Here is a 14,421-nt window from a genome sequence, read left to right as displayed (position 1 = left end):
TGTTGCGGCGTGTCGATGCGGGAACAGGCAACGGAGCTCCGGTAAGAGGGGACGTCCGCCAAGACGATCTCCACCGGGAGCTCCGTTGCCCGTCGAGTCTGACATCAGCCAGGTCGTTCGTGTGGTCAACGTCGCCGGAGGCCGGTTCGCGCCGGGTCATCTGGGTGAGCTGACCCAGATCGTGCCGTTCGAGATGGTCGACGCCGTGCTGGCCAAGACCGGCACGGTGCAGCAGCGGGTGCGGGACCTGCCCTCGCGGGTGGTGGTCTACCTGCTGCTGTCCGCGGTGCTGTTCGCCGAGTGCGGCTACCGGCAGGTGTGGGATCGGATGACCGCCGCCCTGGACGGGCTTCCCGTGCCGGCGCCGACTCCTGCGGCGCTGGCCGCGGCGCGCCGCCGCATCGGTGCGGCACCACTGCGAGCCTTGTTCGACCTGCTCCGCGGGCCGGCCGCCGGCCCGGCCACCAAGGGCGTGTGGTGGCGGGGCCGGCTGGTGACCGCGATCGACGGCACCACGATGTGCTGCCCGGACACCCCGGCCAACCTGGTCGTCTACCGCAAGGGCGGCGGGCACCACGGCGGCACCGGCTATCCGATGATCCGGCTGCTGGCCCTGGTCGCCTGCGGCACCCGGGGGCTGCTGGCCACCACGTTCGGGACAACCGGCCGCGGTGAGACCGGCTACGCCACCGACCTGGTGCCGGCCATGCGCGCGCCGATGATCGTGCTGGCCGACCGCAACTTCGCCGCCGCCGATCTACTCGCCCAGATCGCCGACCGGGGTGCGGACCTGCTGGTCCGGGTCAAGACCGGACGCCGGCTGCCGGTCTGCGCCCGCTGCGCCGACGGGTCCTGGCTGTCCCGGATCGGCCCACTGGAGGTCCGGGTCATCCGAGCCGAGATCACCATCACCACCCCCGGCGGGCAACGCACCGAGGTCTACCAACTGGTCACCACGGTGACCGACCCGGACTGCCCGGCCACCGAGCTCGTCCGGCTCTACCACGAGCGGTGGGAGATCGAGACCGCCTACTGCGAACTCAAGCAGACCATCGGAGACGGACGGGTCCTGCGCGCACGCACCCCCGCCGGCCTCGAGCAGGAGATCTACGCCCTGCTGGTGGCCTACCAGGCGCTGCGGATCACCATCGCCGACGCCACCCTCACCGCACCCGACGTCGACCCCGACCGGGGCAGCTTCACCATCGCCCTGAACACCGCCCGCGACCAGCTCATCAAGGCCGCTGGGGTCATCGCCGAGACCACCGTCGACCTCCTCGGCGGCATCGGCCGGCAGGTCCTTGAGCACCTGCTGCCCGACCGCCGCTGCCGGACCAGTCCGCGCGTGGTCAAGCGGGCGATTTCCAACTACGCCCCACACACCGCCAGCGGGCGCCTCCGCGGCCCCAGCCACAAGGCCACCATCAGCATCGACGTCCTGGTCCACCCCGACCCTTGACAACCGAGCCCGACGCCTAACTGAACGGTATTGCGGCTAGTCTCGACTAGAGCTGTCGTGGGCTGCCCGTCGACGTCCACGGTGGTCATCTCGCAGTCGGTGGCGTTCCAGACGAAGCGTCCCGCACCCTGTAGCTCGGTCTCACAGGACTGCACTCTTGCGTCGACCGGCTGGCCGAGCAGCGTCGCGGACAGCGACCACAGGCCGAGGCCGAGCACGAGAAGAGCGAGGGCCAGCCCGCAGAACCACATGCCCCGGTCCCAGAAGCGACTGGACCGTCGATTCGCAGCCCTACGGCGAAACAAGTCCACGGTCACGCCCACATCTTCGGCGTTGGCAGTCGCACGCCTCAGCTGAAGCTGACTTGATGTCTGCTCTGCTCGTCGTCTGTCCCATAGTGGGCCGCTCAAGGACAGGGGCGGGGATCGGGCGCCGCGCTCAATCAGGCAGGCGAGGGGGTCCGTCGACCAGGAGTCGGAAGTGGTGCAGCACCTCACCAAGGTTCAGAGGACCACATGCGGCATCGAACTCACCGACGCTGGCTTGGACACTGATCCAATCGTGGTCGCTGCGATGCAGCTCCATCGACGCAATTGACGATGCTGCCCAGCCTGTACCTGCCAAGTCGATTCGGACGCGCCAACCTGGGTTGTCGAGGGTCTCGATCCGCACGCCGTACCCGTGCTCCCAGTCCCCGTCGCACTGTGTGGCGTACCAACCCTGCAGCCACGTGAGAGCGCCGGGCGCGTGGTCATCCCAGATGTCAGCGAGAGGCAGAAAGCGGCGTTCTATCATGGCCGCACGCTAGTTCCAGTCTCGGACGAGCCGACGGAAGGCAAGCGTTGGTGTCAGGTGTCCCAGAGTGGGCCGCTTCGGGCTACCGCGCGGGCGCCTGATTCGCCCGATGCCAGCACCCAGCCCGCACCGGTGAGCGCCCGCACTCGCAAACGCTCAAAGTCCTGCTCGCGAGAAATGCAGCTCGACATAGCGAGCGATGAGTGAGCCGCTAGTTCAAGCTATGCCTGGCCGGCCGGCCTCAAGATCAGGGGCCACTGGGCCCGCGATCCTGGCGACGTCTAGCTCGGGGATGGCGGCCCACAGACCCGGCTGAAGAGAGCGCAGGAGCTCCCGAGCCGCGTGGATCTCGTCGGCGATTGCCCCGATCTCGGTAGCTGACAGCCAGTCCACCACCGGCTCGCCAGTGAGCGGCGATACGCGAAGGCCCTGCACACGGTGCTTCCCGGCTTCGTCAGGGACGGCCCGCCACGTCCCGTGCACGACACGGTTCCGCTTCTCAGCGACTCGCTTCGACGCGTCCAGGTAGGCCAGGAAGCCCCTCCGCAGTTCTCCTCGGAGGCGGATCCTGGCGATCCTCCGCAGATCGTCGATGGCCCGCGAGAACTGGCCAGTGGGCACCTGTACCGCCTTACTTCCACGCGCGCCTGTGGGGAGCCGGTGGCCCAGCGTCATCCACATGAACAGGACGACGTCCTGCTCGAGCATTGCGCCGTTCACCGCGACCCTGCCAATCGCCATCACCAGGGCGTCGGGCAGCTTCGGTTCGGCCACGCCCAGGACCGTAGTGGTCACCAATGAGCGAAGGCCGCCTCGTCCAGCAGCGCAGCTAGTCGGTGCTGGCTGGAGGGTGGCTCGCAGGGGTTGCCGCGAGGAGCTCGACACAGTCAGTGCAGATGCTGCACCAATTCAACTGCGGCACGCGGTGACGTTCAGGGCGCCGGCTCGAGAGCTGCGCCATTTGCTACGGCTTCCCAGGCTGCCGGCTCTTCCACTCGCGATACTTATCCCTCATGCAGTGGCCGCACGGCCGGTAGCCGGCCGCGATGGCCGTCTGCTCGTCGGCGAAGAAGACGCGGATGCTCTCGTAGCCGCGGCCGATCCACCTGCGGGCGCTCCAGCAGTCCAGCTGTCCGTAGATTTTGTCGTCCGAGTTGCCGCCCAGCAGGCCGGGCGTCTCGCTGGGGTAGGGCTGGCCGTCGGCGCCGAGGAGGGTGTACACGGGTCGATGCTGCGGTACTCGTCAGGCTGCGTCGTGGAAGGCGAGGCTGAAAAGGTGTGTCGCATGTAGGTGGGTGATCGTCCACCGCGGACTGTCCCTAAGTGGGCCGCTCAGGGACACCGGCTCCGTACGCTGACCTGTCGTGTGGGAGCAGCTGCTAACCGTCGTTGTGACCGCGCTAGTTGGGGCAGCCGTCAGTCGCGGGCTACCTACCCTGCGACGCCGGCTTCGTGAGCACGTCGCTCTCTTGAAGGATCTGCCGGACGAGCTCCGGCCACCGGTCGTCGAGCTAGTGCGAGGCGAGCTGCTCGAGCTTGTCGAGCTCGAAGAGGGCCGTCGTTCTCGTCAGATTGACTACGCGTGGGCAGGCGCCACCATGCTCTCGCTCGCAGTGCTGGTCGGGGGGCTTGTGGCCGCAGTGCTCACCTCCGGTGAGCCGGGGGCGTCGATCCTGCTCAGTGGCCTAGCCGGACTAGGACTTGGCTCGCTCACCCAGACGGCTCCGCGGTTCTATATCCGCGTGAAGGGGTCGGAACCGCTAGGGCGACTCGATGACCGAGGCCCGCGTGATGCCGGCGCGGACTGAAGAACATGTCTTCGTCCTGAGAACCACGGTCCCTCACACACCGCTCCCGGCGCACGAAACAGATGAGGCATAGCTGTCCCTAAGTGGGCCGCTATGGGGCACCGTTGAGCGAGGTCAACCGGTGGCTCGCGCGACGGTCGGTGACTGCTACTGCGCGGTCCGAACGGTAATGAGGAACTCCACGCTGCTCGACGCCACGACGTCACCGGTCCAGGGAGCCTCAAGGTGGCCGTCATCGCCGTCGTCGTCGTAGCCGCACAGCGCCGGCCCGCTCGGTACGCGATGGATCGGCTGCGCTGTCCCGTCCTCCTCGACCACTTGAATCTCGATCACGCGTCCCTGGACCCGCTCGTCGGCCGCAACGCTGAGTCCGCCGTGGTGCGACTCGACGAGGCGTAGCCGGCCGTCCGGCCCGGTAAAGCGGATGCAATGGAAGTCGACGAGCTGGTTCCGCTCGATGGCTTCTCCACAGCACTCGTGCTCCCAGCCGCCCACCTCTACGACGACATCCACAGCGGCAACTATGCCCGGCCGATCCGCGTCCCTTAGTGGGCCGCTTAGGGCGTCGGGGTAAGGCTCAGAGTGGGCCCTAGGGGTGAGCGATCTCCGGCTGGGAGGCCAGCCATTCGTGGGCAACCTCCAGGGGCAGCAGTACCGGTTTCCATCGGACGCGGCTCGCGTACCAGCCGGCGCGTACCTTTTCGCGGTCGTCGACGTACGCCTGCCAGTACCAGCCACCACCGAGGGGGGTGACCCCGAAGGGCTGGCGTCCGAAGCCCTCGTTCCTTGCGAAGTCGACGGGCTCATGAGTCGTTCCGCCGCGAGCAGAGATCAGCGCAGCAGCCGTCTGCCCGCCGCCGTCGCGACCCGCGCGTTCGTTCTGTGCCTTTCTGCTGAGCTGTGCCTCGCGCCGCCAGACCTCCCATAGGTCGTACGTCGCGTGCAGTACGGCAACAACAGCGTCAGGCATTTCCGTGGCCGAGCCGACGTCCGCAGCCCGGGCACGGCTCATGGCCGCGTCGAGGCGCCGCCATCGAGCGATTAGGACGGATGCGGGCGCGACCACGAGCGAACCGTACGTCCCCGCGCTCGCCCAGAGTGGGCCGCTCTGGGACACTGGGCCGCCGAAGGGACAGCCAGGTCACCCCTTACTGCCATCGCTCCGGGATGAGCTTCATCTGGGCCTGGAAGTCCCATCCAGATGGCATCTCGGCACGCGAGGACCACCAGCCGGAGCCCTGCCTGACCCACTCCGACCGATAGTGCGGGACTTCGTCGAGGGTTGAGTCATCGACTCCGGATTCGGATCCACAGCACGGACAGATGACGTACCCCGGCACGTTCCATCTGAGTACCGCTCGTCATCGTCGTCGTGGCCACATAGGCGACAGACGCCTTCGGTCACCGTTGCTCTCCGCTTACCGCCGGACCAGGCACACATCGTGCTCGGCACGCTTGCCCCGCACAGGACCATCCTCGCTCGGATGGGGCGTATCCCCAGGTGGGCCGCTCAGGGACACACGCAGCCGTGGCGTTCCTGACGGGAAGCGCTGCGGCTGCAGGGGTTTCAGGACCAGGGTTTGTACCAGCGGCGGTGCTCTGTGCTTTCGACAGAGCCGCCCGCAGTACGGGGATCAGGCACGTCGGTCCCGAGGACGCTCCCCTCCTCGTCGACCTCATCGAATACCTCGCCCTTGACCACAAGCTGCAAGACCTCGAGTAGGTCCTCATCCGCCGAGCGACGCGGTGGATCGGCGTTGACATTGATCGGACCGGCGATCTCGATGGGCCGGGTCTCACCGGCAACGAAGACGTACACCGTGTAGCGCCGGCCGTGGACGGTGATCCGTAGGACGAGGTCGGCAGCACCCTCCGCACGCGGCTGGATCGAGATCAAGTCATCGCCATCGGACGTCCGCCCGTACGTCACGCCAACCGCTGACCGCAGATCGTTGGCGGCCAAGAAGCTTTCAACTAGCTCGCGAACGTGATCGCTCGGGCCCTGCGCGTTCATCAATCTCCCGGGAAGTCGTTGTCCCACACTGTCACTGAGCGGCCCACTATGGGACACACCAGTGCGTGACCCGGCGCTTCGGTGCCCTCCGGTGAAGCAGGCGCGGCTTCGGCCGATACTTTGGCTTGGCGCCATCTCAGGCTCCTGACCGTTGGACGCCGAAATGATCGCGTCTGGATCTCTTGATGGGAGCGGCTGGCATGCCGATCGCAGACGGGACGTATGGCCTCGAATGGTCACACGTGTATCTGTGTCGGCGGCCACGGCATTCTGCCCGGAGACGGCCACGAAGTTGCCCGCTGGCGGACATGAGAACTGCCCGCTGATGGTCACGGGATCTGCCCAACACGACGTCGTCTGCCTCGCCGCCTGCGGCGGTTGAGGCCCCTTCTCGGGTGCGCTGGCGGTGCTGAAGCGCCGCTCACCCGAGAAGGGACACCGTGAAGTCTGCAGGGGAGATCATGGAAATTCTGGAAGCGTTCGACCTGACCGGGTCCTACCGCGATGCCGGCGAGCTGGCCGGCTGCTCGCATCACACCGTCGCGCACTACGTCGGGCGGCGTGAGGCCGGCGGGATCAGCGATCGGCCGGCGGCGCGCCCGCGGCTGATCGATGAGTTCCTGCCCAAGGTCGAGGAGTGGATGGAGCGCTCGAAGGGCACGATCCGCGCGGACAAGGCCCACGAGAAGCTCGTTGCCCTCGGCTACACCGGCTCGGAGCGCACCACCCGCCGCGCGGTCGCGGAGGTGCGGACAGCGTTTCGGGCCGGGCGGGTGCGGGTGCACCGGCCGTGGGTGACCGAGCCGGGCATGTGGCTGCAGTACGACTTCGGCGACGGCCCGCTCATCGGCGGGGCGAGGACCACGCTGTTCTGCGCGTGGCTGGCCTGGGCACGGTTCCGGGTGGTGCTGGCGATCCGGGACAAGACCACCGCCAGCGTGTTCGCCGCGCTGGACGTGACGCTGCGCCGCCTGGGTGGGGCGCCGACGTACGTGCTGACCGACAACGAGAAGACCGTCACCGTCGAACACGTCGCCGGGATGCCGGTGCGCAATCAGCAGACCGTCGCCTTCGCCCGGCACTACGGGATCACGATCCACACCTGCGAGCCGGCCGACCCCGCCTCCAAGGGCGGCAGCGAGAACACTGTGAAGCTGGCCAAGGCCGACCTGGTGCCCACCGACACCAACCTGCGGGAGGCCTACGGCTCCTTCGCCGAGCTGGAGGCCGCCTGCGAGGCGTTCTGCGACCAGGTCAACGCCCGGATCCACCGGGTGACCCGCCGTGCTCCGGTGGACATGCTGGCCGAGGAGCAGCAGCGGCTGCACCCGATCCCGGCCGCGCCGCACACCGTCGCGCTCGGGGTGACCCGCACGGTGGCGGTGAACACGCCGCTGGTCACCTTCGACGGCGGGCAGTACTCGGTGCCGCACACCCTGCTGAGCGCCACCGTCTGGGTCCGGGTCCACGGGCAAGGCTCCGGTGAGCGGGTGGTGATCGTGCACGTCGGTGACGCCGGGCCGGTCGAGGTTGCCCGCCACGCCCGCGCCACCCCGGGCAGCCCGCAGCTGATCGATGAGCACTTCCCGCCCGCACCGGTCGGCGCGCTGGACCGCCAGCCCAAGCCGAAGACCGCCGCCGAGGTGGAGTTCCTGGCTCTGGGCGACGGGGCCCGGCTGTGGTTGACCGAGGCCGCCGCGGTGGGCACGACCAAGATGCGGGTCAAGATGGCCGCCGCGGTGACGATGGCCAAGCTCGTCGGCTCGGGCGAGGTGGACTGGGCGCTGGGGCACGCCGCGGTGCATGCCCGCTTCGCCGAGGCCGACCTGGGCTCGATCCTCGAACACCGGTCCGCCGGCACGAACGGGACCAGGCATTCCGCGGCCGAGGACCGCAGCCTGACCCAGGGCACCGCGGGCTGGGCCGCCCTCGGCGCCGCACCGACCACCGGTCCCAGCGCCAAGCCAGGCGCCGCCCCCGACACCGACGCCGACGCCGAGGTGACCCGATGACCGCCGCCACGAGGTCGGCATCCGCGGTGGCGGTCGGACCGGCGGTCGGGACGCCGGCGGCACCGGCGCTGCCGGATGATCTGGAGACGCTGCTGCGCCGGCTGCGGCTGCCCCACGTCCGCCGGCATGCCGCTGACGTGCTGGCCACGGCCAAGGCCCAGCGCTGGGACCCGGCCGAGGTGCTGCGCGTGCTGCTCGGGGAGGAGGTCGCCGGCCGGGACCGCTCGGCGTTGGCCACCCGGCGGGCCGCCGCCGCGTTCCCCACGGGGAAGACTTTCGACGCCTGGACGCCGGAGGCCAGCAGCATCCCTGCCCCAACGCAGCAGGCGCTGCGGACGTTGGAGTGGCTGCACCGGCGGGAGAACCTGGTCATCTGCGGTCCCTCCGGCACCGGGAAGACGTTCCTGCTCGAGGCGCTGGGCTCCTCCGCGGTCGAACAAGGGCTCAAGGTCGCCTGGTTCACCCTGGAGGACCTCGGGCTGCTGGTCCGCCGGCACCGCGCCGATGACACCGTCACCAAGGCCATCGCCCGCGTGCTGCGCGCCGACCTCGTGGTGATCGACGACATCGGCCTACTCCCGGTCGCCACCGACGCAGCCGAAGGGCTCTACCGACTCGTCGACGCCGCCTACGAGAAGCGCTCGGTCGCCGTCTCCAGCAACCTGCACCCGGCAGCCTTCGACGAGCTCATGCCCAAGACCCTCGCCACCGCGACAGTCGACCGGCTGCTGCACCACGCCCACGTCTGCCAGACCAGCGGCGACAGCGTCCGCCTCTCCCAGGCCCTGGCCGGGCAGGGGGTGAGGCCACTGACCTGACACCGGACTGGTGATGGCCAGCCTGGGCAGATCCCATGGCCATCACCGGGCAGAGCGAGTGACCGTCAGCGGGCAGGTCTCACGACCGCCGCTGGGCAGAACCTCATGGCCCTTGACATATCTGTACGACCATGGCGCTGACGAAGACCCGCCCGAGTTCGATCCGTCGGCTCAGGTGGTCTTCGCGACCGCTAGCACGATTATCGTTCGGGGACTTCCTGAAGCAGAGGGTGACGTCCGCCTGCGCATCGTGTTCGACGAGTCCGCCGAAACGCTCCGGACGCCGGAGCTACTAGCGACGGGAGTCTTCGCCGCTCCGTCCGGTCAGGTCATCGCCAGGACTTCGTCGTGGGACGAACCCATTCAGGTCGCTGTCGCACCGGGGTCCTACAGGTTCACGGTCCGCTCCGACGACGATCGCTGGCCAACAGAAGTCCTTATCCAGTTCGAGCGGGCCGCAGGCTAGGCCCCGACTGCTGCTGGCGGTGCCCCTGAAGCCGCCCTCTGAGCGAGATAGGCGCTGGTGTCCTTGAGCGGCCCACTTAAGGGTCACGCAGTGCAAGGGGCAGAGCCCAGACGCGAGCGGTCACGCGATCATCATGGTGGCCGACCAGCAGGCCACTCAAGGCCGCAGCCTGGTTGCCGCCGAATAGACACGTCAAGACGTCAACGTAGGTGTCCGTAAGCCGCCTTTGCGGCGTGCCCGGCCGGTGTACCTGAGTGGCCACTCCGTGCAGGAGCGATCGGGTAGCGCCGGAAGCGGCAAGCCGAGCCGCGAACCAGGAGTTGCCTACCCGAAGCAGCCCGGATGGTCGGCGTTCACGTCGCTGAGCGAATCTGGGTCGATGGCCCCCGTATCGGTGAATCGCACGACGAGGAGGATGTCCCGAGTTCCGTAGAACTTCGGTGGCGGCCCGTTGTGCGTCAGGCTGCGACGACCTCCTCATCATGCACGGCGGGTGTGACAGTTCCGGTGATCTCGGCGTCGAGCGCGGCGCGCAGCTTCGCCAGGTGCAGGTGGCCGTTGACCCGGCGGAACTGCTTGCCGGCCTCGACCATGCCGGCGGCGCACCAGCGCAGGGCCATCTGCCCGTCCCGCCAGCGCTTGACGTTGCGGGCGTGATCACGACAGATGGAGATCATCGACTCGATCGCGTTGGTCGAGCGCAGCGTGCGGGCCAGCGTGGGCGGCACCCCCAGGCGCAGCACGGTCAGCGTCTCGTGCAGGCCTTCGCGCAGGCTGGCAGCCGCGCTCGGGTGGGTCTTGTCCAGCTCCCGGGCCAGCCCGGTCAGCGCCGCCTCGGCCTCTAGCGCCGAGTCGGCGTGGTAGGCCGCGCGCATCTTCGTGCCGACCGGGCCGCGTAGCCGCTGCGGTAGTCGGTCCTGAACGTTTCGGATCTTGTGCAATTGGCAGCGCTGGATCACCGGGTGGTCGAAGACGTCGACCACGGCCTTGCGCAGCGCCTTCGCCCCGTCGATGCCGACCAGGATCGGCCGGCTCACGTCCAGCCCCCGATCGCGCAGGCCGACCAGCAGGTCGGTGACCACCGTGGCGTTCTCCGTCGCCCCCTCGACCAGGGCGAGGGGGTGCTTGACCCCCTCGGAGTCGATGCCCAGCGCGACGACGCAGCAGGATTCGCCGAAGTGCACCCCGTCGACCATCAGCGCGACCAGGTCCAATGCGGACAGGTCCGCGGCAAGCAGCTCGGCCAGGGCGGTCTCGGTCATCGCCACGAACTTCCGGGACACCGCCGACTTGCTCGTCGCCTTCGCCGCCGCGCTGACGTGGTCGCCGACCGGTTCCAGGCCAACCCGGTAGCGGCGGGTGGACAGGCCGGCCAGCATCCGCTCCATCGCCATCGACCCGAGGATCTCGGTGCCGCTGAACAGCTCGTAGGTGGGCACGGACAGCTCGCCGGAGCCGTCAGCGGCGCGCACCCGCGGACGGCTCACTGGCACCCGCCGCCCGCCCAGGGTCACCGACCCGCGCTCGGAGCCGTGCCGGACCGCGGTCCGACCGGCATCGTGCTTGCCCTTCGGCCCGGCCATCCCGGTCACGTCGGCCTCCATCAGCGCCTGCATCACCTGCAGGCCGGCGCCGACCGCGAGGGCGAGCAGGCCCTCACGCATCGTGCCGGCGATCTCGGCCATCGCCACATTCACCCGCTCCGGCACGACGACTCCGTCGCCGGTAGGCGTGTCGATCTTGTCCTTCTGGTACTTCTTGGTCACGGCGGTCCCCTGCTCGAAGTGGTGTCTTGGCGGACGCCCAACACCTACCTCACGGCCGGTGCGGGCGGGGGACCGCCACCTCAACTTCTACGAGACCCGGGACAACCTCGCCCGCCCTGGCGCGGGCACTCCAGCCCGTACTGGAGAGCTACAGGAGACGCGCCCATCCCACCGGCGCTCCCTACTTGCACTGACCGATGCTGCAGGAGCTCTGCAGTAACGAGGGGCATGTGCTCGCGTCTCCAGTCGGCAGGGGTCACCGCTCGGTGCGCGCCAAAGGAAAGGAACAGGAGATGTTCGGGAGGCCGCTCCCCCACCGTCATGCAGCAGCCTCTACGCAGCGACGCCACTGATCCGGGAGATGTCGACATGGGTGATCCGCAGCCGCTCCGGGAGGTCTCGGTCGTCGATCGGCTTCTCCTCACGCCCGAGGAGGCGGCGGAGGTTCTCCGCGTCGGCCGCACGACGGTGTACGCGCTCATGAAGAGCGGGGAGCTGCGTCCCGTGCACATCGGCCGCAGCTGCCGGATTTCTCAGGCAGAGCTCGACCGCTACGTCCGCCGGCTCGAGGCCTCTTCGTCCCGTCCACAGCCCTCGCCGGACGCCGCGTGAATCCACAGCGGGTCGGCCCATCGCCTAAGTGCTCGGCGAAACTGAGCCCTCGAAGCAGCGGCGAGGGGTAGCGGATGGCCGGACGCGCATCGAACGGCGAGTCGACAATCTACCAGGACGCCGACGGGCGGTGGCACGGCTACGTCTCCGTCGGCTTCACCCTCACCGGCAAGCCCGACCGCCGGCACGTCACCGGCAAGACCCGCGCCGTGGTCGTCGCGAAGGTCCGCGACCTGGAGCGCAAGCGCGACGCCGGCACCATCAACGCCGTCTCCACCCCGACCGTCGCCGACTGGCTGGAGCACTGGCTCACCACCATCGCCCCGCGCCGGGTGCGGCAGCGGACCCTGGAGAGCTACGAGTCCGCCGTCCGCAAGCACCTGGTCCCCGGACTCGGACGGCACCGCCTCGACCGGCTGCGCCCCGAGCACCTCGACCAGCTCTACACCGCCCTGCTCGATGCCGGCTACTCCCCCGCCACCGTGCTGCGCCACCACCGCATCCTGTCCCGAGCGCTCACCGTTGCCATGCAACGGGGCCACGTCGCCCGCAACGTGGCCGGGCTCGTCGATCCACCCGCCCAGCGCGCGAGCGACATCGCCACCGCGCTCGACCTCGGCGAGGCCCGCGCCGTGCTGCACGCCGCGGCCGGCGTCCGCAACTGCGCCCGCTGGACCGTCGCCCTCGCGCTCGGCCTGCGGCAGTCCGAGGCCCTGGCGCTGCAGTGGAAGGACATCGACCTGCTCACGGGCACGCTCACGGTCCGGCGGAGCATCCACCGCGTCCGGGGCGGCGGGCTGATCTACGAGGAGCCCAAGACCCGGCGCAGCCAGCGCACGCTCGCCCTGCCGATGCCTCTTGTCGGCGAGCTGCACCGGCACAAGGCCGCGCAGCTCGGCGAGCGGATGCTGGCCGGCTCCGAGTGGCAGGACGAGGACCTGGTCTTCGCCCAGCCCAACGGCCGGCCGATCGACAAGAAGACCGACTACGACGACTGGACCCGGCTACTGCAGGCGGCCGGCGTCCGCCACGTCCGGCTGCACGACGGCCGGCACACCGCGGCCACCCTGCTGCTGTCCGAGAACGTGCACCCCCGGGTGGTCATGGAGCTGCTCGGCCACAGCCAGATGCGCACCACGATGGACATCTACAGCCACGTCATGCCCGCCCTGGCCCGCGAGGCCGCCGACCGCATGGGCACCCTGCTGCTTCCAGGTAAGGGTGGGCAAACTGCAACCACAACTGCAACCAGAGACGACTCAGGCCGCTCCCCAGATGGGGAACGGCCTGGTCATCGGGGTGGAGCTGAGGGGACTCGAACCCCTGACCCCCACACTGCCAGTGTGGTGCGCTACCAGCTGCGCCACAGCCCCGAACCCGGCCCGGTCGGTGCGTCCGAGCCGGGAACGACTGTACAGGGCCACCCGTGCGGCCCCGCAGCGGGGTGGCCAGGTGTCGCCTCCCGGCAACGCCCTCCGCTCAGACCTTGACACCGCGGGCGTTCAGCCACCGGACCGGGTCGACCCGCTTCCCGTCGAGCCCACCCTGGTGCACCTCGAAGTGCAGGTGCGGCCCGGTCGACTGGCCGCGATTGCCGAGCAGGGCGATGGTCTCCCCGGCCTGCACGTACTGCCCCGGCTTCACCAGGATCTTGTCCATGTGGCCGTAGACGGTCACGTCGCCGTTCTCGTGCAGGATGTACACGGCCAGGCCGAAGCCGCTGGCCGAGCCGGCCCGCAGGACCACCCCGTCCGCTGCCGCGTACTCGGGCGTGCGCATGGGAGCGGCGAGGTCGATCCCGTAGTGGAAGGTGCCCCACCGGCTGCCGAAGCCACTCGTGAGACGCGCGCCGGCGACCGGCAGCACCGCCTTCGGACGGGCGGCCTCGGCAGCGGCCGCCGCTGCGGCCGCTTCCGCGGCCTGCCGCTCGGCGCGGGCGGCGCGGGACGCGGCCACCTCCTGCAGGCGGGCCTGGGCCTCGGCCACGGAGATGGATGCCTGCGGGTGGACCTCGACGCCTTCTTCCGCGGTGAGCAGCGCGGCCTGGGCGTCGAGCACGGAGGCTGCCTCGGCCGAGGCAGCCGGGGCGCCGGGCAGGCCGAGGCCGGCGGCCAGGACCCCACCGAGGAGCAGCGCCCCCAGCAGCATCCCCGGGCTCCGGGGCGCCTGCGCCCGGGCGGGGCGGCGGGTGGGCCGGGCCGCGGCGCGACCCGAAGAGGCCTGCACCGCGCCGAGCAGCTCCGTGCGGGGCTCCTGGCCGGACCCTGGTCCCATGCACCTGCCCGTCTCGCGGTCCGAGTCGCCCGATCGGGCTCACGCACATCGAAACACTGCGTGACACGTTCGTGACCGGGTGCACGGCGCGTCGCGCGAGACACGCCGTCGTGAGCCACATCACCAGCCCCACCGGTCACAGCGATAACTACGCGGATGTGATTCCACCCGCCTCCGCGGGTGTCCGGGCGGTCGGCGATCATGGGGTGCGACAGAGGGAGTCGACGGTTTGCGTAGCCTCGGTGGGGGCAACGCCACTGACCGACGCCAGACACGTTTCCGCCGTCCCGATGTCTCGCCACGGAAGCGCCGGAACGCGGACGTGGGCACCGCCCCTCTCGTCCCATTACAGTTCTCGCCGCTCCGTTTCCGGAACGACCCCGAACCACTGCCTGCC

13 protein-coding genes, 1 tRNA gene and 1 pseudogene are annotated in these 14,421 nt (G+C 69.6%); 6 read left to right on the top strand and 9 right to left on the bottom strand.

What is annotated here, in order from left to right:
* Positions 1–85 precede the first annotated feature (85 nt).
* Entirely contained in the window at positions 86–1,459 is a 1,374-nt protein-coding gene (locus tag BLASA_RS04995) for an IS4 family transposase (RefSeq protein WP_014375120.1), read from the top strand.
* 438 nt (positions 1,460–1,897) lie between these two features.
* Here the strand turns inward: BLASA_RS04995 and BLASA_RS26505 are convergent, their stop codons facing one another.
* The 6 genes from BLASA_RS26505 to BLASA_RS04960 all read right to left on the bottom strand — a co-directional run bounded on the left by BLASA_RS26505 (position 1,898) and on the right by BLASA_RS04960 (position 6,076).
* Positions 1,898–2,254: an immunity 53 family protein gene (locus BLASA_RS26505; RefSeq protein ID WP_014374940.1), complete on the bottom strand. Its 357-nt coding sequence runs from the start codon at positions 2,252–2,254 to the stop codon at positions 1,898–1,900.
* A 216-nt stretch (positions 2,255–2,470) separates the two neighbouring features.
* The gene (locus BLASA_RS04985) at positions 2,471–3,028 is read right to left on the bottom strand and encodes a hypothetical protein (protein ID WP_014374939.1); all 558 of its coding nucleotides are present in this window, start codon (positions 3,026–3,028) and stop codon (positions 2,471–2,473) included.
* A gap of 190 nt (positions 3,029–3,218) precedes the next feature.
* Positions 3,219–3,476, bottom strand: a complete 258-nt coding sequence (locus tag BLASA_RS04980; protein ID WP_014374938.1) for an Ada metal-binding domain-containing protein — start codon at positions 3,474–3,476, stop codon at positions 3,219–3,221.
* 733 nt (positions 3,477–4,209) lie between these two features.
* Positions 4,210–4,575 carry a hypothetical protein gene (locus tag BLASA_RS04970; RefSeq protein ID WP_014374936.1) on the bottom strand — a complete coding sequence of 122 codons (366 nt, stop codon included), beginning with the start codon at positions 4,573–4,575 and terminating at the stop codon, positions 4,210–4,212.
* Positions 4,576–4,651: 76 nt separating this feature from the next.
* Positions 4,652–5,128: a hypothetical protein gene (locus BLASA_RS04965; RefSeq protein WP_014374935.1), complete on the bottom strand. Its 477-nt coding sequence runs from the start codon at positions 5,126–5,128 to the stop codon at positions 4,652–4,654.
* A gap of 501 nt (positions 5,129–5,629) precedes the next feature.
* Complete coding sequence (locus BLASA_RS04960; protein ID WP_014374934.1) at positions 5,630–6,076, bottom strand: hypothetical protein; 447 nt, start codon at positions 6,074–6,076, stop codon at positions 5,630–5,632.
* A gap of 440 nt (positions 6,077–6,516) precedes the next feature.
* On the opposite strand from BLASA_RS04960, the gene istA reads away from it, so the two are divergent.
* The 3 genes from istA to BLASA_RS04945 are packed head-to-tail and all read left to right on the top strand — an operon-like array spanning position 6,517 to position 9,372.
* On the top strand, positions 6,517–8,088 hold the full coding sequence (gene istA / locus BLASA_RS04955) for an IS21 family transposase (RefSeq protein WP_014374933.1): 1,572 nt from the start codon (positions 6,517–6,519) through the stop codon (positions 8,086–8,088).
* On the top strand, positions 8,085–8,906 hold the full coding sequence (gene istB / locus BLASA_RS04950) for an IS21-like element helper ATPase IstB (RefSeq protein WP_014374932.1): 822 nt from the start codon (positions 8,085–8,087) through the stop codon (positions 8,904–8,906). Before istA ends, istB begins: the two co-directional genes overlap by 4 nt.
* Before the next feature lie 58 nt (positions 8,907–8,964).
* Positions 8,965–9,372: a hypothetical protein gene (locus tag BLASA_RS04945; RefSeq protein ID WP_014374931.1), complete on the top strand. Its 408-nt coding sequence runs from the start codon at positions 8,965–8,967 to the stop codon at positions 9,370–9,372.
* Between the two features lie 458 nt (positions 9,373–9,830).
* Here BLASA_RS04945 and BLASA_RS04940 read toward each other — a convergent pair whose 3' ends face one another.
* On the bottom strand, positions 9,831–11,138 hold the full coding sequence (locus BLASA_RS04940; protein WP_014374930.1) for an IS256-like element ISBsa1 family transposase: 1,308 nt from the start codon (positions 11,136–11,138) through the stop codon (positions 9,831–9,833).
* A gap of 228 nt (positions 11,139–11,366) precedes the next feature.
* On the opposite strand from BLASA_RS04940, the gene BLASA_RS26400 reads away from it, so the two are divergent.
* Entirely contained in the window at positions 11,367–11,750 is a 384-nt protein-coding gene (locus tag BLASA_RS26400) for a helix-turn-helix domain-containing protein (protein WP_331371047.1), read from the top strand.
* A gap of 74 nt (positions 11,751–11,824) precedes the next feature.
* Positions 11,825–12,850 (top strand): annotated as a pseudogene (locus tag BLASA_RS26500) (tyrosine-type recombinase/integrase); the annotation flags it as partial.
* 200 nt (positions 12,851–13,050) lie between these two features.
* On the opposite strand, the gene BLASA_RS04920 reads toward BLASA_RS26500, so the two are convergent.
* Together BLASA_RS04920 and BLASA_RS04915 are read right to left on the bottom strand one after the other, a co-directional pair.
* Positions 13,051–13,123: transfer RNA gene (locus BLASA_RS04920), tRNA-Ala, on the bottom strand.
* Positions 13,124–13,229: 106 nt separating this feature from the next.
* Positions 13,230–14,024, bottom strand: a complete 795-nt coding sequence (locus BLASA_RS04915; RefSeq protein ID WP_014374927.1) for a M23 family metallopeptidase — start codon at positions 14,022–14,024, stop codon at positions 13,230–13,232.
* Between the last annotated feature and the right edge of the window lie 397 nt (positions 14,025–14,421).

Source organism: Blastococcus saxobsidens DD2, assembly GCF_000284015.1.
Taxonomy (GTDB): domain Bacteria; phylum Actinomycetota; class Actinomycetes; order Mycobacteriales; family Geodermatophilaceae; genus Blastococcus; species Blastococcus saxobsidens_A.
Note: the sequence above shows the minus strand (reverse complement) of the source record. Positions and strands in the feature narration are given on the sequence as shown.